Source organism: Lysobacter sp. 05T417 (genome assembly GCF_056396405.1).
Window position 1 is genome coordinate 26736 of record NZ_JBFTLK010000007.1, and the last position, 21571, is coordinate 48306.

The following is a 21571-nucleotide window of genomic DNA, read 5'->3' on the forward strand; positions in this document are numbered from 1 at the left end:
CAGTTCCGGAATGCACCCCCGCGCATGAGCAACGAAGATCCCATCGTCCGCCTCAGCCAGCTCCGCCTTGATCGGGGCGGACGCACGGTGCTGCGGGACATCAACCTCGATGTCCCGCGCGGCAGCATCGTTGCCGTGCTCGGTCCATCCGGTAGCGGCAAGTCGACGCTGCTGGCGGCTCTGACCGGCGAGCTCGAGCCGGCTGCGGGCACGGTCGAGGTTCTCGGCGAACCGGTGCCGCTGGGTCGGCGCGCGCTGCTGGAATTGCGCAAGGGCATCGGCGTGCTGTTGCAGGGCAATGGCCTGCTCACCGACCTCACGGCGGCCGAGAACGTGGCCCTGCCGATTCGCGCCCACACCAACCTGCCCGAGCCGGTGATCCGCCAGCTGGTGCTGATGAAACTGCATGCGGTCGGCCTGCGCGCCGCCGCCGACGCCTACCCGCGCGAGCTGTCGGGCGGCATGGCGCGTCGCGTCGCGCTGGCGCGTGCGCTGGCACTCGACCCGCCGCTGATGATCTACGACGAACCGCTGACCGGCCTGGATCCGATCGCCAGCGGCGTCGTCATGGCGCTCGTGCGCCGTCTCAACGACACGCTGGGCCTGACCAGCATCGTGGTCACCCACCACGTCCACGAAACCCTGCCGGTGGCCGACCACGCCATCGTCATCGCCAACGGCGGCATCGTCTTTTCCGGCACCCCGGCCGAGCTGGAGGCCAGCGACGACCCGCTGGTGCGCCAGTTCCTCAAGGGCGAGCCGGACGGTCCGATTGCGTTCGATGCCGCGCCGCGCGCGACGGAGGCGGCATGACCGGCCTGCATTTGAGGGAGACCCGCTGATGCCCTTCGTAGCCGCGACCCGCTCGCTCGGCCGCGCCGGCCTGTTTTCGCTGTCCGTGTTCCGGGCATCGAAGCCGACCCCGGACTTCTTCCGCGAGCTAATCCGCGAGATCTACAAGATCGGCGCTCGTTCGCTGCCGATCATTGCCGTTGGCGGCGCGTTCGTCGGTCTTTCGGTGACGTTGCTCGGCTATCGCGCGCTCGAGACCTACGGCGCCACCGCCCAGGTCAGCGCCCTGCTCGGCCTGGGCATGTACCGCGAGCTCGGCCCGGTGCTGACCGCCCTGCTCTTCATCGGCCGTGCCGGCAGCTCGATTGCTGCCGAATTGGGCCTGATGCGCGCCACCGACCAGATCACCGCCCTCGGGCTCATGGCGATCGACCCGGTCGGCAAGGCCGTGGCGCCGCGCTTCTGGGCGGCCGTGATCTGCGTTCCGCTGCTGACCGGCTTCTTCTGCAGCTTCGCCATCACCGGCAGCTACTTCGAGTCGGTGCACGTGATCGGGCTCGATAGCGGCACGTTCTGGCAAGTTTTGAAGGACAGCGTCGATTTTGTCGACGACTTCCTGATGGCCCTGGTCAAGTCGGCGGTGTTCGGCGGGACCGCGGCCCTGGTCGCCTCCTACGTCGGCTTCCACGCCGAGCCGACCATCGAAGGCACCTCGGTCGCCACCACCCGCGCGGTGGTGAATGCCTCGCTGCTGGTGCTGATGTTCAATTTCGTCATGTCCGCCTTCCTCTTCCGCTGAGGCGAACGCATTTATGGTGACCGTATGAGTATCCGCGCCCCCCGTATCGAATTTGCCGTCGGTGCCTTCCTGCTGCTGGCGCTGGCCTCGCTGCTGGTGCTGGCCCTCGCCTCGACCAACGGTCGCTGGGGACTGGGCAGCGATACCTACCCGTTGACCGCACGTTTCTCGACGATCGGCGCACTAAGGCCCAACGCCCCGGTCAAGATCGGTGGCGTTGCGATCGGACATGTCGACAAGATCGACGTCGATCCCGTCAAGTTCGACACCGTTGTCACCCTGGCGGTGAACAAGCGCTACGACAAGCTGCCGTCCGATACCGCCGCCAGCATCCTCACCAGCGGCCTGCTGGGCGAGAGCTACATCAATCTCGCCCCGGGCGGAGACCCGGATTCGCTCAAGCCCGGCGACGAGATCTACCTGACCCAGTCCGCGGTCGACCTGATCCAGCTGGTCGGCAAGTACATGTTCAGCGGCGGTGGCGCAAAGCCCGCCGACAATGCCGGCCAAGCCGCAGAACCCTCTGCCGATGTTCCCGACTACCTGAAGGGCGATGCCGCCCCCACGGACGAGACCAAGACCAAATGAACCAGTCCAACCGCGTTCTCTCCCTGATGATTGCCGCCGCCCTGACGGTTGCGGCGCCTGCCGCGGTCCTCGCGCAGGCGGCGCCTGCAGCGGCTCCGTCCACCGCCGCCGCGGCCGATTCGCCGAGCGCGCTGGTGCTGAGCAACAGCACCCGCATTTTGGCCACCCTGGAAAGCCGCCGCGCCGAGTTCAGCAAGGATCGCTCCGCGCTGCGCCAGTTCATCGCCAGCGAATTCGACAACATCTTCGACCGCGACTACTCCGCCCGCCTGGTCCTTGGCGTGCACGGCCGCGGCGCCTCCGATGCCGACGTGAAGGTGTTCGCCGACGCGCTCGCCGACAGCCTGATGCAGCGCTACGGCTCGTCCCTGCTCGACCTCAACACCAAGCTCAAGGTGCGGGTGAAGTCGGAGACGCCGATCCGCGGCGGCGCGATCGTGAAGGTTTCGAGCGAGTACCTGCGCCAGGGCAACGAAGCCGTGCCGGTCGATTACCTGATGCGCAAGGTCGGCACGCAGTGGAAGGTGTTCGACGTGATGGTCGAGGGCGTCAGCTTCGTGCAGACGTTCCGCAACCAGTTCGACGCCCCGCTCAAGCAGAAGTCGATCCCGCAGGTGGCCGCCGACATCAAGGCGGGCAGGCTGCAGGCGCAGGCCGCCAGCAACTGAGATGACCACCGCGACGGTCCGCCAGGACGGTGACACCCTCGCCTTCAGCGGCGCGCTCGAGCGCGCCGCGGTTGCTTCGCTGTGGGCGCAGTTGCGTACGCCCGCCGCCGGGCTGGTGCGGATCGACCTGGGCGCAGTCAGCCGGGTCGACAGCGCCGGCCTGGCCCTGCTTTCGGAGCTGTGCGCCAGGACCGGCATCACCCAGGTCAGCGGCGACCCGCCGGGGCTGGCCGAGCTGCGCACCGCCTACCGCCTCGACAACGCCCTGGCCTTCGCCGGCTGAGCCCCGCGAACACAGCGTTCCGGCCACGGACCCGCCGGCGGCGGGGCGTGGTTGCCCCTGAGCCTCTACACTTGCGACCCATGCGCCCCCACGCACCCCTAATCGCTTTAGTGCTTCTGTGCGTGCCGATGTTCGGCCAGGCGCAGATCCTCACGCGCCCGTTGTCGGGCCAGCAGCGCGAGCAATTCGACCGCTGCATGAAGGAAGCCGGTGAAGACGCGGCCAAGGCGCGCGCGTGCGTGAAGGCGTCGATCGACGGCCAACCGACGCCGCCGCCCGAGCAGGCACCCGAACCGGTGGCGCCGACGCCTGCCGAGCCGACGCCTGCCACGCCGGTCCCCACCGAGCCCGCGCCGACCACGCCAGTGGAGACGCCCACGCCCGAGCCGCACCCGCAGACCGAACCGACGCCGGTTCCGCCCGCGGACGAGCGCACCCAGGCCGAGCGCGACTACGACGCCCTGTACGGCACGCCGGATGAAGGCTATGCCGACCCGAACCTGCCGGCGCCGGCGGTGATTTCCCCGGTCTATGACCCGTGGGAGAAGTACAACCGGCAGATGCACCGCTTCAACAACGCTGTCGACCGCGGCGTCGCGCGGCCGCTGGCGCGCGGCTACGTCAAGGTGGTGCCGCGCCCCTTTCGTCTGGGCATAAGCAACTTCTTCAACAACCTCGGCCAGCCGGTGTCGGCGGTGAACGCGCTGCTGCAGGGCAAGCCGAAGCAGGCCGGGCAGTCGCTCGGACGTTTCCTGCTCAATTCCACGCTCGGCATCGCCGGCATCTTCGACCCGGCCTCCGACGCCAAGTTGCCCAACCGCGGCGAGGATTTCGGCCAGACGCTGGGTGTGTGGGGCTGGAAGAGTTCGCGCTACTTCGAACTGCCGTTGTTCGGTCCACGCACGTTGCGCGATTCGTTCGGCATGATCGGCGACGCGCCGCTGAGCCCGCTGCGCCAGGTCGAGTCCGACCGGCTCCGCATCCCGCTGCAGGGCCTGCAGCTGGTCGACATCCGTTCGCAACTGCTCGCCACGGACAGCTTCCGCGAAGGCGCCGAGGACGACTACACACTGGTGCGCGATGCGTGGATCCAGCGCCGCGATTATCAGATCCAGGGCGACCGCTTGAAAGGCGACGGCACCGACACGCTGCCCGACTATCTGCAGGACGACAGCAACCCGCAGGTACCGGTGGACGCAATGCCGGTCATGCCCGCCGACGGCGGCTGATCCAGCGCCGCCACATCGTCACCGCCGCGGCCATCGCCGCCCAGGCGAACGTGCAGACCACGCCGGCAATGACCGCGAGCGTCAGCATCAGCCAGATGCTGCCGCGATCGCCCGCAAAGTTCAGTGCGAGGTTGCCGGCAAGCAAAACCGAAACCGGCAGCCATGCCGCTGCGGCGATCAGCACGGTCAGCGATGCCCGGCGCAGCGCCGTGCCGCGCGTGCTCATCGCCACTGGCACCGCTGCCAATGCGCACAGGCAGAGTGCGGAAAGCGCGTTGCCTGCAGGCAGTCCGCCCGGAAGCTCTGACTCCAGCAACGGAGCTCCGCTGACGAGCGGCCATGCCGAGGACGCTGCGACTACGAGTAGCGCCACGACCGTGGCGGCTGTCGACCGGGACGACGGTGGGGCAGGGCGCACGCGTCTCAATCGTCAGTCTGGTCTTCGATGTCCGTACCGAGCAGTCGCATGCTCTCCTCGGCCGGTAGTGCTTCGACGTCGCGCAGCTTGCGCGTCAGCACGCGCGTGCGGCGGCCGGTTTCCTCGATCTTGTTGCTGGCTTCGTCGAGCTTTTTCTTGACGCCGTCGAGAACGGTGCCGAACTTCGCGAACTCGGTCTTCACCGCGCCCAGCGTCTGCCAGACCTCGCTCGAGCGCTTCTCGATCGCCAGCGTGCGAAAGCCCATCTGGAAGCTGGTCATCAGCGCCAGCAGCGTGGTCGGGCCGGCCACGGCGATGCGGACGTCGCGCTGCAAGGCATCGACAAGGCCCGGACGGCGCAGCACTTCGGCGTAGAGGCCTTCGGTCGGCAGGAACAGGATCGCGAACTCGGTGGTGTGCGGTACGGCGACGTACTTCTCGCGGATGCGCGCGGCCTCGTGGCGCACCCGGCGCTCCAGCGCGTCGCCGGCAGCGCGCGCCAGTTCCGGTTCGCCACGCTCCTGCGCGTCGAGCAGGCGCTCGTAATCCTCTCGCGGGAATTTGGCGTCGATCGGCAGCCATACCGGCGCGTCGCCTGTCGAACCGGGGAAGCGCACGGCGAACTCCACGCGCTCGGTGCTGTCGGGCACGGTGGCGACGTTGGAGGCGTACTGGTCCGGCGCGAACACCTGTTCGAGCAGGCCGGCCAGCTGCACTTCGCCGAACACGCCGCGCGACTTCACGTTGGTCAGCACGCGCTGCAGGCCGCCGACGTCGGCGGCGAGCTTGTTCATGTCGCCCAGGCCCTGGTGCACCTGCGCCAGCATCTGGGTGACGTTGCCGAAACTTTCGGTGAGGCGGGTTTCCAGGGTCGCGTGCAGCTTCTCGTCGACGGTGGCGCGCATCTGTTCGAGCTTGGCGGAATTGTCGGCCTGCAGTTCGCGCAGCCTGGCTTCCAGCGTGGTGCGCATCTCGCCCAGGCGCGCTTCGTTGTTGCGGGTGAGCTCGCCGACTCGCGCGTCGAGCGCGGTGGCGAAATCCTTCAGCGCCAGCGCGGTCTCGCTGCGCGCCTTGCGGGCGTCCTCGGTCAGCGCTTCGCGCAGGTCTTCCAGGCGCTGGTCGGTGCGTGCGGCGGCATCGTTGAGGCGGGTGGCGAAGCCTTCGATGCGCTGCTCCTGCTGCATCGACAGGCTGTCGAGCTGCTGGCGCAACTCGCCGCGGCCGTCGCGCTGTTCCTCGCGCAGTGCGTGCTCGAGGCGGTCGAGGCGGCCTTCGGGCTTGCGCAGCAGCAGGACGACGAGGAGGACGATCGCGGTGATCACCGCGACGAGCAGGACGAGCAGGAGCAGGGACGGATCGGGCATGGCGCCAGTCTAGCCGGTCCGATCTCAGTCGCTGAGAACTGTCGGGCTCAGTCCACCACGCGGCAGAACACCGCCTTGAGGTAACGCGACTCCTGCACCTGCGCCAGCCACGGGTGGTCGGCGCCGGCGCCGGCGACCTTCAGCACCTGCACGGTGCGGCCGGCGTAGAACGCGGCGCGGCGCAGCATGTCGAGGAACTGTTCCTCGCTGACCAGGCCGGTGCACGAGAACGTCGCGAACAGGCCGCCCGGCTTGACCACGCCCATGGCCAGCTTGTTCATGTCGAGGTACTTCTTCAGCGCCGGGATCACCTGCTCGCGGTCGCGCGTCATCTTGGCCGGGTCGAGGATCACCACGTCGTACTGGTCGCCGCGGATGCCTGCATCGCGCAGCCACGGGAAGATGTCGGCCTGGACGAAGCGCGGGCGCACGTTGTTGAGCTTGCCGTTGGCTTTGGCGATCTCGATCACGTCGGCGTCGATGTCCACGCCGATCACGTCCTCGGCCCCGCGCGCCGCGGCGTACACGGCGAAACCGCCGGTGTTGCAGCACAGGTCCAGCACGCGCTTGCCCTGGACCTGCTGCGACAGCCACTCGCGGTTCTCGCGCTGGTCGGCGAAGAAACCGGTCTTGTGGGCGCCGGCCGGGTCGGCGCGGAACTTGATGCCGTACTCGCTGATCACCGCCGGCTGCACGGGTTCGCTGCCGCGGAAGTCGAAGCTTTCCTGCTTCTGCACGTGCTCGTCGGCGAAGCTGTAGAAGCGGCAACCCGGGAACTGCGCCTTGAGCGCTTCGTAGATCCACTCGCGGTGGCGGAACATGCCGGCGCTGAAGAACTCCACCACCAGCAGGTCGCCGTAGCGGTCCACGACCAGGCCCGACAGGCCGTCGCCTTCGCTGTGGCACACGCGCCAGGCGTCGCTGACCGCGTCAAGCTTGAGCACGTCGCGGCGCAGCGAGACGGCCTCGGCGATCTTGCGCGCAAACCAGCCGGCGTCGACCTCGACGTCCGGGTTGGTTTCCAGGATGCGCACGGCGATGCGGGAGTGGCCGTTGTAGAAGCCGCGGCCGATCCAGTCGCCCTCGACCCCGTAGCAATCGACGATCGTGCCGGGCTTGGGTTTCTGCGCGGGCTTTTCGACCAGGCGCTGGAAGATCCAGGGGTGGGTGGATTTCCAGGCGTTCTTGAGGCGTACAGCGGGGTAGGGGGCGTTCATCGGGGCATTTTACGCCTGCCCCCGTCATTCCCGCGAAGGCGGAAATCCAGTGCCGTCAGCCATCGGCCCGTCGCCGGGATATTCAGGCCCGCGCAGACCGGCTTGTTTTCCCTGCCAGCCGGATCAATCTGCTCAACATGCACCTGCCAACGCCCGAAGCCGTCCCCGACACCCCGGCCCAGCGCAAGGCCGACAAGCACCGCTGGTTGCGCGCGTTCAACGCCAGCCTGGCCTTCGTGCTGGTGCTGGCGGCGGTGTTCAGCGCCCAGGGCCACTTCGACGTGGCCGCCTGGACCGTGCAGCCGTGGTCGCTGCAAGGCCTGCTGGGCGTGCTGGCGGCGCCGTTGCTGCACGGCTCGTTCGAACACCTGGCCGCCAACTCCATTGCCCTGCTGATGCTCGGCACGCTGGCCGGAGGCCTGTACCCGCGGGCCACCTTGCGGGCGTTGCCGCTGATCTGGATCGGGTCGGGGCTGGGCGCATGGCTGCTCGGCGATCCCGGTTCGCACCATCTGGGCGCAAGCGGGATCAGCCATGGCCTGATGTTCCTGGTGTTCGTGCTGGGCCTGCTGCGCCGCGACCGCGCCAGCATCGCTGCGGCCATGCTCGCCTTCATGTTCTACGGCGGCATGCTGCTGACGATCCTGCCGCGCGAACCGGGCGTGTCCTGGCAGGCACACCTGGGCGGCGCCGCCGCTGGTGTGCTGGCCGCCTGGCTGCTGCATCGCGTCGACCCGCTGCCGCCACGCAAGCGCTACAGCTGGGAAGACGAAGAGGACTCGATGGTCCCGGCAGTCGATGAGCTGGAACCGCCCAGCCCGCGCGAAGTGCCGGTGCTGTGGAACCGCCCCGACCCCAACCATCGAACGGTGCTGCGCTTCCCGCCCCGCGGCGAGTAGGAATGCCGGCAGCCCGCCCGGCATTTGGCCCGGCAAGGCTGCGGTGCTAGCGTCGCGGCCTGACATTGGCAACCGGACCCGCCCATGCGCATCGCCGCGCCGCTCTGCCTTGCCCTGCTGCTGATGGCCTGCCAACGCGATGCCGCCGCGCCGGCCGCGACGGCCACGCAGACGAGGGAGATCTACGACGCCAAGGCCGGCGCGGACGCGCGCCGAATCGAAGCCGATGTCCGCTTCCTCGCCGACGATCTGCTCGAAGGCCGCGAGGCCGGCACGCGCGGCTACGACCTGGCCTCGCTGTACGTGGCGCAGCGCTTCCGCGCGATCGGGCTGGCGCCAGCCGGCGACGACGGCACGTACTTCCAGCGCGTGCCGATGCTGCGCGGCGTGGTCCAGGCCGAGGGCAACGGCCTGGCGATCAACCGCGATGGCCACAGCCGCGCCCTGGCGTTTCGCGAGCAGTTCCTGCCGAGCGTCAACTACAACCAGGCCAGCGCGCAGGTCGAGGCGCCGGCGGTGTTCGTGGGGCAGGGCGTGTACGCACCGGAACTGCAGCAGGACGATTTCGCCGGGGTCGAGGTCAAGGGCAAGATCGCGGTGATGTTCAACGGCGCGCCGGCACGCTTCGACAACGATCGCCGCGCGTTCTACTCCTCCAGCCGCACCAAGGCCGAGGAACTGGCCCGCCGCGGCGCAGTCGGCGTGGTCGTGGTGCAGACCGACGATGAAGAGAAGACCCGGCCGTGGGCGCGCAGCGCCAGCAACTGGAATCGCCCCGGCATGCGCCTGCGCGGCGCCGACGGCAAGGGCATCGACACCTGGCCGCAACTGCGCGTGGGCGCCTATGTAAGCGCCACCGGCGCCGACGCGCTGCTGTCGGCAAATGGCCGCACCGCCAAAGACCTGTTCCAGGACCTGCGTGATGGCAAGCTGCGCGCGTTCGACCTGCCGGGCACGCTGCAGTTGTCCGCGCGCACGCAGATCACTCCGGTCGATTCCCGCAACGTCGTCGCCCGCATCGACGGCGCTGATGCGGCGAAGAAGGCCGAGAACGTGGTGTTCAGTGCCCACCTCGACCACATCGGCATCGGCGCGCCAGTCAATGGAGATGCCATCTACAACGGCGCGCTCGACAACGCGCTGGGCATCGCGGTGATGCTGGAAGCGGCCAACCGCCTCGCCCACGAAGCGACGCCGACGCAGCGCTCGCTGCTGTTTGTCGCTGTCACCGCGGAGGAAAAGGGCCTGCTCGGCGCCGAGTGGTTCGCCCGCAACCCGACCGTGCCGCGCGAGTCGCTGGTGGCCAACGTCAACATGGACATGCCGATGCTGCTGGCGCCGACCTCGGACGTGGTGCCGATCGGCATCGAGCACTCGAGCCTGCAGGGCCTGGTGCAGCAGGCGGCGAAGGAGGTCGGCGTCGACCTGTCGCCGGACCCGATGCCGGAGGAGGTCGTGTTCGTGCGCAGCGACCAGTACGCCTTCATCCGCGCCGGCGTGCCGGCGGTGTATCTCGACGGCGGCTACAAGGATGCCGATGGCGCGGGCGGCAACGCAAAGTCGATCCAGGAAGCGTTCCTGCGCGAGCGTTATCACCAGCCGGGCGACGATACGAACCAGCCGATCCGGTACGCCGATGCGGCGCGACTGGCCCTGCTCAATGCCCGCATCGGCCGCCTCATCGCCGATGCCGCTCAACGGCCGGCCTGGAATGCGGGCGATTTCTTCGGCGAGCGCTTCGGCAAGCAGGCGCCAACCAGTGCGCAGGAGCGCGCGCCATGAGAACGCTGGGCCTGATCGGCGGCATGAGCTGGGAATCGACCGTGCCGTATTACCGGCTGATCAACCAGACGGTGAAGGAGCAGCTCGGCGGGCTGCATTCGGCGCGGCTATTGCTCTACAGCGTCGACTTCGCCGAGATCGAGCGCCTGCAGATGAGCGGCGACTGGGACACGGCAGGCCAGGTGCTGGCCGACGCTGCGCGCGCCCTGCGCGCCGGTGGCGCCGAGCTGCTGGTGATCTGCACCAACACCATGCACAAGGTCGCCGACGCCGTCGAGGCCGCGAGCGGGCTGCCGCTGCTGCACATTGCCGATGCCACCGCCAGCGAGATCCGCGCCCGCGGACTGCATCGCATCGGCCTGCTCGGCACGCGCTTCACCATGGAAGAGGATTTCTATCGGCTGCGCCTCGAGAACCATGGGCTGGAAGTGCTCGTGCCCGAAGCCGACGACCGCGGCATCGTCCACCGCGTGATCTACGACGAGCTGTGCCTGGGCCAGATCCGCGAGGAGTCGCGCGAACAGTACCGGCGGATCATCGCCGGCCTGGTTGCGCGTGGCGCGCAGGGCGTGATCCTGGGCTGCACCGAGATCGGCCTGCTGGTCGGCGCCGACGACGCCAGCGTGCCATTGTTCGACACCGCCGCGCTGCACGCGCGCCACGCCGCACTCGCCGCGCTGGCATGACGCGCCGGCAGGGCGCGCTGACATGAATGACCGGAGCCGGGCACCGCGGCGACGGTGACCTTCGGCCGATGTCCGGCCATGGGGCGCGGCTACACTCGCGGCTTTCCACCCCCGCAGGAAGCCGACATGTCCCAGTGGTACTTCGTCCCCGCCGGCAGCACGCAGCGCATTGGCCCGCTCGATCCGGCCGCGGCCCGGGCGCACGCCCGCCGCAGCCCCACCGACCTGTGCTGGCGCGAGGGAATGGCAGGCTGGCAGGCAGTGAAGTCGGTGCCGGAGTTCGCCGAGTCGGTCGAGACCGCGCCGGCACACCTTCCGCCGGCGCCGCCGCCGTCGCGCGGTCGCAGTGACGACATCGATTACCGCATCGTCGGCAACGACATGCAGTTCGTCGAGGTCGAGCTGGACCCGGGCGAAAGCGCAATCGCCGAGGCCGGCGCGCTGATGTACAAGGACGCTTCCGTCCAGATGGACACCGTGTTCGGCGACGGCCGCCAGTCCGGCCAGGGCGGCGGCCTCATGGACAAGCTGATGTCGGCCGGCAAGCGCGTGCTGACCGGCGAGAGCCTGTTCACGACGGTGTTCACCCATGCCGGCAGCGGCAAGGCGCGCGTTGCGTTCGCCGCGCCGTACCCGGGCACCGTGCTGGCGATGAAACTCGACGAGCACGGCGGCCGCCTGATCTGCCAGAAGGACAGCTTCCTGGCCGGCGCCCGCGGCGTCACGGTCGGCATCCATTTCCAGCGCAAGATCCTCACCGGCCTGTTCGGCGGCGAAGGTTTCATCATGCAGAAGCTCGAGGGCGACGGCTGGGTGTTCGTCCACGCCGGCGGCACGGTGGTCGAGCGCGAGCTGCGCGCCGGTGAGCGCCTGGATGTGGACACCGGCTGCGTCATGGCCTTCCACGACAGCGTGCAGATGGACGTGCGCGCGGTCGGCGGCATCAAGAGCATGCTGTTCGGCGGCGAGGGCATGTTCCTGGCCACGTTGAGCGGCCCGGGCAAGGTCTGGCTGCAGTCGCTGCCGTTCTCGCGCATGGCCGGCCGCATGCTGGCGGCCGCGCCGCAGGGCGGTGGGCAGAACCGTGGCGAGGGCTCGGTGCTGGGCGGGTTGGGCCGCATCCTCGACGGCGACAACGGGTTCTGATTCCGTCGTTCCCGCGCAGGCGGGAACCCAGGGACGTTGCTTGACGTCGGGTGGTGGCAAGTCGCTGGGTCCCCGCCTTCGCGGGGATGACGGTGCCCGGTGGGGCGGCGGGTGAATGGTTGCTATGGCAGTCAGATTCCCCCCCGCCTCCATCGCTGTATGCTGCGCCGCTATTGCCCCGAGCCGCCTGTTCACCATGAAGCCGTCCACCGTCCTGCGCCCGCTGTTGCTGGCCTCCTTCGCCGTCCTGCTGGGTGCCTGCGGGGGTAGCGAGGTCGTCAAGCCGACGCCGCCGCCGGTGGTGGTCGCGCCGCTTCCGCCGCCGCCGAAGATCCGCATCGGCGTCGCCCTCGGCGGCGGTGCGGCCAAGGGCTTCGCCCATATCGGCGTGATCAAGATGCTCGAGGCCAACGGTTTCCAGCCCGAGGTGGTGTCCGGCACCAGTGCCGGCAGCGTGGTCGGGGCGATGTACGCCAGCGGCATGGACGCGTTCGCCATGCAGAAGCAGGCCTTCGCCCTCGACGAAACCCAGATCCGCGACTACAGCCTGTTCTCGGGCGGCGTGGTGAAGGGCCAGAAGCTGCAGGACTACGTCAACCTGCAGGTCGGGCAGAAGACCATCCAGCAGATGAAGAAGCCGTTCGCCGCGGTCGCCACGCAGCTGGAGACCGGCGAGCGCACGGTGTTCGTGCGTGGCAATACCGGCCAGGCCGTGCGCGCCTCGAGCAGCATCCCGGGTGTGTTCGAGCCGGTGACGATCGGCCAGTACCACTACGTCGACGGCGGCGTTGTCAGCCCGGTTCCGGTGGACGCCGCACGCCAGCTCGGCGCCGACTTCGTCATCGCCGTCGACATCTCCAGCAAGGCCAGCGGCAAGAACCCGGGCAGCGTGCTGGGCAACATCAACCAGTCGATCACGATCATGGGCCAGCGCCTGGGCCAGCAGGAACTTGCGCGCGCCGACGTGGTGATCCGGCCGAGCGTGAACGAGATCGGCCCGGCCGATTTCGAGCAGCGCAACAACGCGATCATGGAAGGCGAGCGCGCGACGCTGGCGGCGATGCCGCAGATCCGCGCAAAGCTGGCGCAGATGCAGCGCGCGCGCATTGCCGCGCAGGCGCCGAAGGTGCCGGTGGTGGCACCGGTGAAGGCCGATCCGGAATGCGAGAAGGCGGGCTTCCGCATCGGCAACCTGTTCGGCCGCGACGACAAATGCGAGGGCGCGCAGGCGTCCGCGCCCTGAGCCGTTCTTACGCCTCGCGCTGCACCAGCGCCGCCGTGGCCCGCGGCCTGCTCGGGAAGGCGTGGCGCACGATCCGCCACATCACCTGGCCGAACTGCTTCGGCAACGAGCCGGTGTTGTAGTGCTGGCCGTAGCGCGCGCAGATCTCACGCACTTCCGGCGCCACCTGGGCGTAGCGGTTGGCCGGCACGTCCGGGTAGAAGTGGTGCTCGATCTGGTGGCTGAGGTTGCCCGACATCAGGTTGAGCAGGCGGCCGCCGGCGATGTTCGACGAGCCGCGCAGCTGGCGCAGGTACCAGTGGCCGCGTGACTCGTTGCGGACCGACTCCTTGGGGAACGTCTCGACGTCCGCGGTGAAGTGGCCGCAGAAGATGATCACGTAGGTCCACACGTTGCGCATCACGTTGGCCACGGCATTGCCCAGCAGGACCGGCAGGAAGAACGGGCCGGCCAGCAGCGGGAACAGGATGTAATCCTTGAACACCTGCCGGCCCATCTTGCGCGCGACCGGGCGCAGCGCCTTGCGCATCTGCGCGTTGCTGGTCTTGCCGGCGATCCAGCGACCGAGCTTGAGGTCCTGTATCGCCACGCCCCACTCGAACAGCAGCGCGAAGATCACCGCGATGACCGGCTGCAGCAGGTAGAACGGGCGCCAGCGCTGCTCGGGGAAGATGCGCAGCAGGCCGTAGCCGATGTCGTCGTCCATGCCGCGGACGTTGGTGTAGGTGTGGTGCTTGTAGTTGTGCGTCTTGCGCCAGGCGTCGCTGGTGCCGGCGATGTCCCACTCGTAGGTCTTGCCATTGAGATGGGGGTCGCGCATCCAGTCGTACTGGCCGTGGATGACGTTGTGGCCCAGCTCCATGTTCTCCAGGATCTTGGCCAGGCCCAGCAGCACCGTGCCGGCGATGCAGCCCGGCCAGAACAGCGCCGGCAGCAGCGTGCTGCCCAGGATCGCGCCGGCGAACAGCAGCACGCGGCCGGCCACGCCCATGTAGCGCACGCCCTTGACGACATTGCGGATGTAATCGGCGTCGCGCTGGCCGAGCGTGGCGACGGTGCGCGCACGCAGGGCATCGAGCTCCTCGCCGAAGCGGTCGAGTTCGGCCGGGGTCAGGGGGCGGTTGCGGAATTTGTTGGTCGGGGCGGTCATTCGATCGCTCACAGGTCGAGTACGAGGTCGCTGCTGGCCGCGTTGACGCACAGCCTCAGCGCGGACACCGGTTCGCCGATGGCGTCGCCGGTATGCAGATGACGGGTGGTGCCGGAGACCTTGCCGCAGGCGCAGGTGTTGCAGATGCCCATGCGGCAGCCGCTGGCGAGCTTGAGGCCCTGGCCTTCCAGCGCGGCCAGCAGCGGTTGGCCACGCGGCACGCTCAGGGTGCGGCCGCTGGCTGCCAGCGTGACTTCGACGTTGCCGCCTTCGTCGTCGGCGATGTTGCGCGGCGGCGGCGTGAATGCCTCGGCCGCGAAGCCTCGCGCGGCCGGTTCGGCAAGCGCGCGGGCACTGTCGACAAAGCCGCCGGGACCGCAGGCATAGACGCTGCGCTGGGCGAGGTCGGGAACGAGCGACGACAGCAAGGTCGCATCGATGCGGCCGCTGCATTCGCCTTCGACCAGCCCGCTCTCGCGGGTCAGCACGAAGTGCACGACCAGCTGCGGATGACGCTGCGCCAGCGCGCGCAGTTCGTCGACGAAGCACAGCTCGTCGCGGGTGCGCGCCCAGTACAGCAGCGTCAGCGGGGTGGGTACGCCCTTGGCCGCGTGCGCGCGCAGCAGCGCCATCAACGGGGTGATGCCGCTGCCGGCGGCGAGGAACAGCCAGGCGCCGTCGGCGCCCTGCGGCCAGGTCATCTCGCCGAAAGCCTGGCCGATATCGACGACATCGCCGATGCGCGCGTCCTGGCACAGATGGCGGCTGACGCGGCCGCCTTCGATGTGCTTGATCGTCACTTCGATCCGGCCGTCAGTGCGCGGGGCATCGCACAGGCTGTAGCTGCGGGTCATGCGCACGCCGTCGAGCTCGACACCGAGATTGACGTGCTGGCCCGGCTGGAAGCCGCGCCAGTGGCGGTTGGGCTGCAGGAGCAGGGTCACCGCGTCGCGCGATTGCGCCTGGCGGCCGACGATGCGCGCCAGCGGGCGCTCCCAGGACCAGGTGGGGTGCAGGCGCGAGGCCCAGAAATCGAAGACATCCGGGGCGACCCAGGTGCGCAGCAGGGACAGCGGATGCCTCGAGGGTTGGCTCTTGGAGCCGGTGCGGCGGCCGCGGGGGCGGGTAACAGCGTTCATGGGGTCACTATACAGGCACACATACAAGTGTGTATACAGGTGTGCATTAATAGGTCCCGAGTATGATGCCCGCGTCGTTCAACCCAGCCGCCTTCGTGACCCAACGTCCTGATCAGCCCGGTCCAGTACAGCCTGTACAGCCTGTCGATGGCGATCACGCGGCCGGGCGCAAGGCGTCCATTTCGCGCGAGGACATCCTCGCCGCGGCGCTGAAGCTGATCGGCCCGCATCGCAGCGTGTCGACCCTGAGCCTGCGCGAGATCGCGCGCGAGGCCGGCATCGCGCCCAACAGCTTCTACCGCCAGTTCCGCGATACCGACGAGCTGGCCGTGGCCCTGATCGACCTGGCCGGCCGCTCCCTGCGCAAGATCGTGGGCGAAGCGCGTTACCGGGCGAAGACCGACCGCAGCATCGTGCGCAGTTCGGTCGAGGCGTTCATGGAGCAGGTCCGCGCCGACGACAAGCTGCTGCACGTGCTGTTGCGCGAGGGCACGGTCGGTTCGGACGCCTTCAAGCACGCGGTCGACCGTGAGCTGAACTTCTTCGAGGAAGAGCTGCGCGTCGACCTGATCCGCCTGACCCGGGCCCAGGGCATCACCTTGCGCGAGCCGGCGCTGGTGGCCAAGGCGATCACCCGGCTGGTCTTCGCCATGGGCGCGGCGGCGATGGACTCGCCGCCGGAGAAGGACCCCGACCTGATCCGCCAGCTGACCATGATGGTGCGCATGATCATCGCCGGATCGCGTACGTTGGCGGCCAGTTAGTCGCCGGTAGTGCCAGCTGCGGGATCCGCCTCGGTGACGATCACGACCACCTCGCTGGTGCCGTCGAGGCCGTGTTCCCGGGCCAGTGCCGGGTCCCCCGCCACCTTCAGCAGACCGGCCAGGCCGGCGGCGCCGGACGGTGTCGAGCGCGGACCGCCCGCCTCCCGCAACAGGTAAACCGCTTCGGCCAGGCCGGACTCGTCCACCGTCGCGGTCGTGGCGCCCGCGCGGCGCAGGGCGGGCAGGGCGGCGGCCGACGCCAGCCCGCAGGCCAGCATCTCGGCCACGGTGTGCAGCTCGCCCTCGATCAGCGTTGGCTCGCCCCGTGAGAGGGCATGGGCAACGCAGGCCGCGGCCTCCGGTTCAACGACCACTAGGCGCGCGCCGCCGCGCAGGTGCGGCATCAGACCTTCGGCCATGGCTGCGGCCAGGCCGCCGACGCCGGCCTGGATGAAGGCATGGCCGGGACGCACGCCGCTGTCGCGCAGCTGCACGCCCAGTTCGTCGGCGATCAGGCGGTAACCGGCCATGACATCGGCTACCACCAGGTTGCCCGGGTCGGCGTCGGTATCGGCGATCAGCAGGCCGTCGCCGGTTGCGACAGCCGCGGCGGCGGCGTCGACGGCGGCGTCGTAACTGCCTTCGACGATGACGACCTGCGCACCGCGATCGACGATGCGCTGTACCCGCAGCGGCCCGACCGAAGAAGGAAGATAGATCCGCGCCTGCGCACCGGCACGCTGCGCGGCCAGCGCCACCGACAGGCCGTGGTTGCCATCGCTGGCGCACACCAGCGTCGGCAGCGTCGCCGCGCGGGCATTGCCGACAAGCAACTCCTGCAGTGACGCAGTGCCACTGGCCCGCATCAATGCGCGCAACCCGGCGAGCATTCCGCCGAGCACCTTGAAGTTGCCGAAGGGCCGCTGGTTTTCGAGCTTGGCGAAGACGCGGCCAATGCCGGCGGTCTGCGCCAGTCGCGGCAGTTCGACCAGGGCCGTGGGCCGGTAGTCCGGAAACAGCAGGGCGAAATCGGCGGCAGTGTCGTGGTTCGCGCGTTCCATGGTGTCCGGTCAGTCGAGCAATGGCACGGGAATGGTCAGGCCGCGCTTGACCACGCTCATCGCCACGTTGGTGGTGAAGCGCGCGACATTCGGGTTCTCGCTGACCAGTCGGCCCATCAGGGCATCGTAGGTTTCGGCGTCGGGCGCGGTCACGACCAGCACGAAGTCGGCTTCGCCGGTCACGTAGAACGCCTGCTGCACATGCTCCTGCTCGCCAAGCCACTTGCGCAGCTGCGCCAACAGATCGGGACGCTCGCGTTCGACCTGCAGCGAGACGATGAAGAGCGTCGGCCGGCCCACCGCTTTCGGGTCGATGATCGCCGCCTCGCGCTCGATCACGCCCTGCTCGCGCAACCGCCGCAGGCGGCGCTGGATCGCCGACGGCGACAGCGCGACGTGTCCGGCCAGCTGCACGGCGGTCTGGCCGCAGTCCTGCTGGACCAGGTTCAACAGCTGGCGGTCGAAACGATCGAGTTCCATGGCGCGCAGCTTATCGCGGCCATCGTGCAGGAAATGCGCGCGTGGGGCCGGCACAACGCGGCCAACGCGCGTTGTTGCGAGGCCAGTATTCAAGTCTGGCCCATCCCCGGCTCCCGGATCCGCGCACATGCAGCTTCTCTACCAGACCCACTCGCCGTTCGCCCGCAAGGCGCTGGTGTTCGCCCACGAGGCCGGCCTCGCCGACCGCATCGAGGTCGTCCACCACGAGACCAGTCCGACCCGCCGCAACGAGGCGGTGTTCGAACGCAATCCGCTGGGCAAGGTGCCGGTGCTGCTGCGGCCGGGATTGCCGGCGCTGTTCGATTCCGACGTCATCTGCGCCTGTCTCGACACGCTGCACGCGGGCCCGCGTTTGATCCCCGCCGAGGGCGAGTCGCGCTGGCAGGCACTGCGCGTGCAGGCGGTGGCGCAGGGACTGGCCGAAGCCGGCATCGCGGTGCGCTGGGAAACCGTGCGCCGTCCGCAGGCGCTGCGCTATCCGGCGCTGCGCGACGGCTACATCGCCAAGCTGGTGAGCAGCTATGACTGGCTCGAACGCGAACTCGACACCGAGGCGGTGCATGTCGGACACGTCGCGGTGGCTACCGCGCTGGACTGGCTGGAGTTCCGCGAACTGCCCGGGTTCCGCCGCGGACGCCCGCGACTGGGCGCATGGTTCGATGCCTTCGCGGCGCGGCCGTCGATGCAGGCGACGCTGCTGTCGGGCGAGACGCAGGACTAGTTGGCAGCGGCCGGTCGCAGCCTTCAGCGCGCCGGCAGCGGCATGCCGCGGAAGGCCTTGACCGTGCGCAGCACGAAGCTCGAGTTCACGTCGGCCACGCCGGCCTGGTTGAGCAGCCGGTCGAGCAGGAAGCGCGAGAAGTGCTCCAGGTCCTGCACGACGATCTGCAGCAGGTAGTCCATGTCGCCAGTCAGGGCGTGGCAGGCGACCACCTCGTCCCAGTTCTTGACGAAGTCGACGAAGGCCGCGATCGCTTCGCTGTCGTGACGCACCAGCTGCACGCGGACGAAGGCCTGCAGGCCCAGCCCGAGCCGGTCGGGGTCGACTTCGGCGCGATATCCGGCGATCACCCCTTCGCGCTCCAGGCGCTGCACCCGACGCAGGCAGGCCGATGCCGACAGGTGGACGCGCTCGGCCAGTTCGGCATTGGTCAGCCGGCCACTGCGCTGGAGCTCGGCGAGCACCATCAGGTCGGTGCGGTCCAGTTCGACTGCGGGCATTTCGTGCGCCTCTATGCCTGAATGCGCAAGAATATTGCGCCGTAACCGGCTGCACACGCAACTACGCAAGCTTATTGCGCGCCCCGGCCGCTAAAGTCGGTATTCGGCAGAAGGAGTCCCCATGAACGCCACCACCCCCAATCGCGTCGAACACCAGCTCACCGACAAGGGCTACGTGCCGGTGTACACGACGTCGGTGGTCGAGCAGCCGTGGGCGAACTACAGCGCCAGCGACCACGAGGTCTGGGCGACCTTGTTCAAGCGCCAGCGCGAGGTCCTCGTCGGCCGCGCCAGCGACGAGTTCCTGCGCACCCAGGAAGCGATGGGCATGACGCCCGACCGCATCCCCAGGTTCGAAGACCTCAACCGCATGCTGCGAAAGGCCACCGGTTGGGAGCTGGTGGGCGTTGAAGGCCTGCTGCCGGAGCTGACGTTCTTCGACCACCTCGCCAACCGACGTTTCCCGGTGACGTGGTGGATCCGCAAGCCCGAGCAGCTCGACTACCTGGCCGAGCCCGATCTGTTCCACGACCTGTTCGGCCACGTGCCGCTGCTGATGAACCCCGTCTTCGCCGACTACATGCAGGCCTATGGCCGCGGTGGCGTGAAGGCGCACGGCATCGGCCCGGAAGCGCTGGTCAACCTGACCCGCCTGTACTGGTACACGGTGGAGTTCGGCCTGATCCGCCAAGCAGATGGCCTGCGCATCTACGGCAGCGGCATCGTCTCGTCCAAGGGCGAGTCGATCCACTGCCTGGAAAGCGCGTCGCCGAACCGGATCGGCTTCGATCTCGAGCGGATCATGCGCACGCGCTACCGCATCGACACGTTCCAGAAAACCTACTTCGTCATCGACAGCTACGAGCAGTTGATGGAAGCCACTACGCCGGACTTCACGCCGATCTATGCGCAACTGGCGCAGCAGGAGTCGATCCCGGCCGGCAGCGTGCTCGCCACCGACACGGTGTTCAACCGCGGCACCGGCGAAGGCTGGGCGACCGACGGCGACGTCTGAGGTGTCGTCCCGGCGAACGCCGGGACCACGCCCTCAACCCGTCTGCAAGCTCACGTCGTTCCCGCGCAGGCGGGAGTCCAGCGATGCCGTGGCCGATGCCGACGACGCCAGCAACTGCTTCGCCAACGCCCGCGCCGCCACGCGCAGCTCGGGCACCGCGGTGATCTCCCACAGCTGCGCGCGCAGCAACGGCCCCAGCGCATAGAGCCCGCGCACCGGCGCGCCATTGCCATCGAGGGCCTCGAATCGCGCCGAAGCGTTGATGCCGAGCCCGAGCGGATCGGCGCTGAGCATCCCCGAATCGCGCAGCTGCGCCACCAGCGGATGGCTGGTGCGTTCCAGATCGGTGTCGAAGCCGGTCGCGCGGATCAGCACGTCGAACTGTTCGCTGCTGGCATGCGAGAAGCCGCGCTCGCGTATCAGCACTTCGATTGCATCGCCGCCGCGGCGCGCGCGCAGCATGCGTCCGGCCCGCACGCGCAGGCGGCCGCGCACGCGAAGCTGCTCGATCTCGCCGGCCAGCGCCGGCGCCAGGCGGTGGCGGAATGCCTCCCAGTGCGCGCGCAGGTGGCGCAGGAACTGCCCGCGCTGCGGCTGCGACAGTCCGCGCCAGAATCCCTGGAGGTAGGGTCGCAGCGCGTCGATCAACGCGCGCCAGTCGGGCACGATCGGCGACAGCGTGCGCAGCGCCCGCACCAGTTGCGCCAGGTCGTGGCTGTTGAGCGCCTGCAGCACCGTCGGCGGCAGCGCGATCGGCGCGATCGGCTCCTCGCTGTGCGGGTGCGGCAACAGACCGTGCCGCGACAAGGCGGTGATCGGCCCGCGATGGCCGCGCCGATGCAGCGTCGTCACCACATCGGCCATGGTCAGCCCGGTTCCGATGATCAGCACGCGCGCTGCCGGCGGTACGCCGTCGATCGCGCCACGCCCGTCCAGTCCGTTCTGCCAGGGCCAGCCCAGGTAACTGGGATGCACCGCCAGCCGCGGACCGACGCCGGGCAGCGGTTGTGGCGGCAGCGCGCCGACCGTGAGCACGACCACGTCGCTGAGGAAGTCGGCGCCATCGGCAAGATGAACCCGAAAGGCGCCAGCATCGCGCTGGATCGCGATCGCCTCCTGTTCGACCCGCGCCAGCGCCGCCAGCGACACCTGCGCCGCGCCCTGCAGGCGCGAGTGCAGGTACTCGCCGTAGACCAGGCGCGGCAGGAAGCTGTGACGCGCGCGCTCGGTCAGGCTCAGCCAGTCGGCGAACTCGCCGGGGTGGTCGGCAGTGGCGCCCAGGTCGCGCGCGCGGACGTTGAGCAGGTGCTCCGGCCGCGCCTCGCCGTAGGCGACGCCGCGGCCGTAACTGTCGGGCGTGCCGACGAGCTGGATGTCGACACCGGCAGGGGCCGCCCGCGCCAGTTCGGTGGCCAGTACGCAGCCGCTGAATCCGGCGCCGATGATGCTGATCCGCATGACCGTCCACTCCGTCGCTGTCGGGGCGTCCATTGGTAACCGGACACGGCGGCGCGTTGGTAAATCTCCGGTTATCCGGTCGGAACGCTTTTTCAGCGCGACATAACCGATCGCCATATCGCACCGTTGGGAACGCGATGTGGGTGGC

The 21571-nt window shown here is 69.0% G+C and carries 23 protein-coding genes; 14 read left to right on the forward strand and 9 right to left on the reverse strand.

Annotation, left to right across the window (positions count from 1 at the left end):
• Positions 1–24 precede the first annotated feature (24 nt).
• From AC1DER_RS13660 to AC1DER_RS13685, 6 genes are all read left to right on the forward strand, one after another.
• Positions 25–813, forward strand: coding sequence for an ABC transporter ATP-binding protein (locus tag AC1DER_RS13660; RefSeq protein WP_477245011.1), 789 nt, complete (start codon positions 25–27; stop codon positions 811–813).
• 28 nt (positions 814–841) lie between these two features.
• Positions 842–1591 carry an MlaE family lipid ABC transporter permease subunit gene (locus tag AC1DER_RS13665; protein WP_477245009.1) on the forward strand — a complete coding sequence of 250 codons (750 nt, stop codon included), beginning with the start codon at positions 842–844 and terminating at the stop codon, positions 1589–1591.
• A gap of 24 nt (positions 1592–1615) precedes the next feature.
• The gene (mlaD, locus tag AC1DER_RS13670; RefSeq protein ID WP_477245007.1) at positions 1616–2179 is read left to right on the forward strand and encodes an outer membrane lipid asymmetry maintenance protein MlaD; all 564 of its coding nucleotides are present in this window, start codon (positions 1616–1618) and stop codon (positions 2177–2179) included.
• Entirely contained in the window at positions 2176–2847 is a 672-nt protein-coding gene (locus AC1DER_RS13675) for an MlaC/ttg2D family ABC transporter substrate-binding protein (protein WP_477245005.1), read from the forward strand. The genes mlaD and AC1DER_RS13675 overlap by 4 nt, the downstream gene beginning before the upstream one ends.
• Position 2848: 1 nt before the next feature.
• On the forward strand, positions 2849–3130 hold the full coding sequence (locus tag AC1DER_RS13680; RefSeq protein WP_441815615.1) for an STAS domain-containing protein: 282 nt from the start codon (positions 2849–2851) through the stop codon (positions 3128–3130).
• A gap of 110 nt (positions 3131–3240) precedes the next feature.
• Positions 3241–4359 carry an MlaA family lipoprotein gene (locus AC1DER_RS13685; RefSeq protein WP_477245002.1) on the forward strand — a complete coding sequence of 373 codons (1119 nt, stop codon included), beginning with the start codon at positions 3241–3243 and terminating at the stop codon, positions 4357–4359.
• Here AC1DER_RS13685 and AC1DER_RS13690 read toward each other — a convergent pair.
• The 3 genes from AC1DER_RS13690 to AC1DER_RS13700 all read right to left on the reverse strand — a co-directional run bounded on the left by AC1DER_RS13690 (position 4337) and on the right by AC1DER_RS13700 (position 7358).
• Positions 4337–4585, reverse strand: coding sequence for a hypothetical protein (locus AC1DER_RS13690; protein ID WP_477245000.1), 249 nt, complete (start codon positions 4583–4585; stop codon positions 4337–4339). The genes AC1DER_RS13685 and AC1DER_RS13690 overlap by 23 nt on opposite strands.
• Before the next feature lie 197 nt (positions 4586–4782).
• A complete protein-coding gene (locus AC1DER_RS13695) occupies positions 4783–6141 on the reverse strand; it encodes a DNA recombination protein RmuC (protein ID WP_477358051.1) in 1359 nt (452 codons plus the stop codon).
• 47 nt (positions 6142–6188) lie between these two features.
• Positions 6189–7358: a class I SAM-dependent rRNA methyltransferase gene (locus tag AC1DER_RS13700; RefSeq protein WP_477244996.1), complete on the reverse strand. Its 1170-nt coding sequence runs from the start codon at positions 7356–7358 to the stop codon at positions 6189–6191.
• A 137-nt stretch (positions 7359–7495) separates the two neighbouring features.
• Between AC1DER_RS13700 and AC1DER_RS13705 the strand changes: the two genes are divergently transcribed.
• The 5 genes from AC1DER_RS13705 to AC1DER_RS13725 all read left to right on the forward strand — a co-directional run bounded on the left by AC1DER_RS13705 (position 7496) and on the right by AC1DER_RS13725 (position 13114).
• Entirely contained in the window at positions 7496–8257 is a 762-nt protein-coding gene (locus AC1DER_RS13705) for a rhomboid family intramembrane serine protease (RefSeq protein WP_477244994.1), read from the forward strand.
• A gap of 84 nt (positions 8258–8341) precedes the next feature.
• Positions 8342–10039 (forward strand): M20/M25/M40 family metallo-hydrolase, encoded by a 1698-nt coding sequence (locus AC1DER_RS13710; RefSeq protein WP_477244992.1) that lies wholly within the window; start codon positions 8342–8344, stop codon positions 10037–10039.
• Positions 10036–10725 (forward strand): aspartate/glutamate racemase family protein, encoded by a 690-nt coding sequence (locus tag AC1DER_RS13715; RefSeq protein WP_477244990.1) that lies wholly within the window; start codon positions 10036–10038, stop codon positions 10723–10725. Before AC1DER_RS13710 ends, AC1DER_RS13715 begins: the two co-directional genes overlap by 4 nt.
• Positions 10726–10851: 126 nt before the next feature.
• Positions 10852–11871: a TIGR00266 family protein gene (locus tag AC1DER_RS13720; RefSeq protein ID WP_477358054.1), complete on the forward strand. Its 1020-nt coding sequence runs from the start codon at positions 10852–10854 to the stop codon at positions 11869–11871.
• Between the two features lie 196 nt (positions 11872–12067).
• Positions 12068–13114, forward strand: coding sequence for a patatin-like phospholipase family protein (locus tag AC1DER_RS13725; RefSeq protein ID WP_477244986.1), 1047 nt, complete (start codon positions 12068–12070; stop codon positions 13112–13114).
• Positions 13115–13121: 7 nt separating this feature from the next.
• Here the strand turns inward: AC1DER_RS13725 and AC1DER_RS13730 are convergent, their stop codons facing one another.
• Both AC1DER_RS13730 and AC1DER_RS13735 read right to left on the reverse strand, forming a co-directional pair.
• Entirely contained in the window at positions 13122–14264 is a 1143-nt protein-coding gene (locus tag AC1DER_RS13730; RefSeq protein ID WP_477244984.1) for a fatty acid desaturase family protein, read from the reverse strand.
• Positions 14265–14272: 8 nt separating this feature from the next.
• Complete coding sequence (locus AC1DER_RS13735; protein ID WP_477244982.1) at positions 14273–15403, reverse strand: ferredoxin reductase; 1131 nt, start codon at positions 15401–15403, stop codon at positions 14273–14275.
• A gap of 179 nt (positions 15404–15582) precedes the next feature.
• Between AC1DER_RS13735 and fabR the strand changes: the two genes are divergently transcribed.
• Entirely contained in the window at positions 15583–16167 is a 585-nt protein-coding gene (gene fabR, locus AC1DER_RS13740; protein ID WP_477245032.1) for an HTH-type transcriptional repressor FabR, read from the forward strand.
• Here fabR and AC1DER_RS13745 read toward each other — a convergent pair.
• On the reverse strand, positions 16164–17228 hold the full coding sequence (locus AC1DER_RS13745; protein WP_477244980.1) for a pyridoxal-phosphate dependent enzyme: 1065 nt from the start codon (positions 17226–17228) through the stop codon (positions 16164–16166). The two genes, fabR and AC1DER_RS13745, sit on opposite strands and share 4 nt — an antisense overlap.
• Before the next feature lie 9 nt (positions 17229–17237).
• Positions 17238–17708, reverse strand: a complete 471-nt coding sequence (locus AC1DER_RS13750; protein WP_477244978.1) for an Lrp/AsnC family transcriptional regulator — start codon at positions 17706–17708, stop codon at positions 17238–17240.
• 127 nt (positions 17709–17835) lie between these two features.
• On the opposite strand from AC1DER_RS13750, the gene AC1DER_RS13755 reads away from it, so the two are divergent.
• Positions 17836–18450, forward strand: coding sequence for a glutathione S-transferase family protein (locus AC1DER_RS13755; RefSeq protein ID WP_477244976.1), 615 nt, complete (start codon positions 17836–17838; stop codon positions 18448–18450).
• 23 nt (positions 18451–18473) lie between these two features.
• Here the strand turns inward: AC1DER_RS13755 and AC1DER_RS13760 are convergent, their stop codons facing one another.
• Positions 18474–18950 (reverse strand): Lrp/AsnC family transcriptional regulator, encoded by a 477-nt coding sequence (locus tag AC1DER_RS13760; protein WP_441815633.1) that lies wholly within the window; start codon positions 18948–18950, stop codon positions 18474–18476.
• A 121-nt stretch (positions 18951–19071) separates the two neighbouring features.
• On the opposite strand from AC1DER_RS13760, the gene phhA reads away from it, so the two are divergent.
• Entirely contained in the window at positions 19072–19965 is an 894-nt protein-coding gene (gene phhA / locus AC1DER_RS13765; protein ID WP_477244974.1) for a phenylalanine 4-monooxygenase, read from the forward strand.
• 33 nt (positions 19966–19998) lie between these two features.
• Here the strand turns inward: phhA and AC1DER_RS13770 are convergent, their stop codons facing one another.
• Positions 19999–21423 carry an FAD/NAD(P)-binding protein gene (locus AC1DER_RS13770; RefSeq protein ID WP_477244972.1) on the reverse strand — a complete coding sequence of 475 codons (1425 nt, stop codon included), beginning with the start codon at positions 21421–21423 and terminating at the stop codon, positions 19999–20001.
• Positions 21424–21571 lie beyond the last annotated feature (148 nt).

What these genes read in the sequence shown, in the direction of transcription:
- AC1DER_RS13695 (WP_477358051.1), bottom strand. Translation starts at nt 6,141, where the DNA reads ATGCCCGATCCGTCCCTGCTCCTGCTCGTCCTGCTCGTCGCGGTGATC.
- AC1DER_RS13705 (WP_477244994.1), top strand. Translation starts at nt 7,496, where the DNA reads ATGCACCTGCCAACGCCCGAAGCCGTCCCCGACACCCCGGCCCAGCGC.
- AC1DER_RS13760 (WP_441815633.1), bottom strand. Translation starts at nt 18,950, where the DNA reads ATGCCCGCAGTCGAACTGGACCGCACCGACCTGATGGTGCTCGCCGAG.
- AC1DER_RS13675 (WP_477245005.1), top strand. Translation starts at nt 2,176, where the DNA reads ATGAACCAGTCCAACCGCGTTCTCTCCCTGATGATTGCCGCCGCCCTG.
- mlaD (WP_477245007.1), top strand. Translation starts at nt 1,616, where the DNA reads ATGAGTATCCGCGCCCCCCGTATCGAATTTGCCGTCGGTGCCTTCCTG.
- AC1DER_RS13730 (WP_477244984.1), bottom strand. Translation starts at nt 14,264, where the DNA reads ATGACCGCCCCGACCAACAAATTCCGCAACCGCCCCCTGACCCCGGCC.
- AC1DER_RS13710 (WP_477244992.1), top strand. Translation starts at nt 8,342, where the DNA reads ATGCGCATCGCCGCGCCGCTCTGCCTTGCCCTGCTGCTGATGGCCTGC.
- AC1DER_RS13665 (WP_477245009.1), top strand. Translation starts at nt 842, where the DNA reads ATGCCCTTCGTAGCCGCGACCCGCTCGCTCGGCCGCGCCGGCCTGTTT.
- AC1DER_RS13690 (WP_477245000.1), bottom strand. Translation starts at nt 4,585, where the DNA reads ATGAGCACGCGCGGCACGGCGCTGCGCCGGGCATCGCTGACCGTGCTG.
- AC1DER_RS13725 (WP_477244986.1), top strand. Translation starts at nt 12,068, where the DNA reads ATGAAGCCGTCCACCGTCCTGCGCCCGCTGTTGCTGGCCTCCTTCGCC.
- AC1DER_RS13660 (WP_477245011.1), top strand. Translation starts at nt 25, where the DNA reads ATGAGCAACGAAGATCCCATCGTCCGCCTCAGCCAGCTCCGCCTTGAT.
- AC1DER_RS13700 (WP_477244996.1), bottom strand. Translation starts at nt 7,358, where the DNA reads ATGAACGCCCCCTACCCCGCTGTACGCCTCAAGAACGCCTGGAAATCC.
- AC1DER_RS13720 (WP_477358054.1), top strand. Translation starts at nt 10,852, where the DNA reads ATGTCCCAGTGGTACTTCGTCCCCGCCGGCAGCACGCAGCGCATTGGC.
- AC1DER_RS13715 (WP_477244990.1), top strand. Translation starts at nt 10,036, where the DNA reads ATGAGAACGCTGGGCCTGATCGGCGGCATGAGCTGGGAATCGACCGTG.
- AC1DER_RS13735 (WP_477244982.1), bottom strand. Translation starts at nt 15,403, where the DNA reads ATGAACGCTGTTACCCGCCCCCGCGGCCGCCGCACCGGCTCCAAGAGC.
- phhA (WP_477244974.1), top strand. Translation starts at nt 19,072, where the DNA reads ATGAACGCCACCACCCCCAATCGCGTCGAACACCAGCTCACCGACAAG.
- AC1DER_RS13750 (WP_477244978.1), bottom strand. Translation starts at nt 17,708, where the DNA reads ATGGAACTCGATCGTTTCGACCGCCAGCTGTTGAACCTGGTCCAGCAG.
- AC1DER_RS13755 (WP_477244976.1), top strand. Translation starts at nt 17,836, where the DNA reads ATGCAGCTTCTCTACCAGACCCACTCGCCGTTCGCCCGCAAGGCGCTG.
- AC1DER_RS13745 (WP_477244980.1), bottom strand. Translation starts at nt 17,228, where the DNA reads ATGGAACGCGCGAACCACGACACTGCCGCCGATTTCGCCCTGCTGTTT.
- AC1DER_RS13770 (WP_477244972.1), bottom strand. Translation starts at nt 21,423, where the DNA reads ATGCGGATCAGCATCATCGGCGCCGGATTCAGCGGCTGCGTACTGGCC.
- AC1DER_RS13680 (WP_441815615.1), top strand. Translation starts at nt 2,849, where the DNA reads ATGACCACCGCGACGGTCCGCCAGGACGGTGACACCCTCGCCTTCAGC.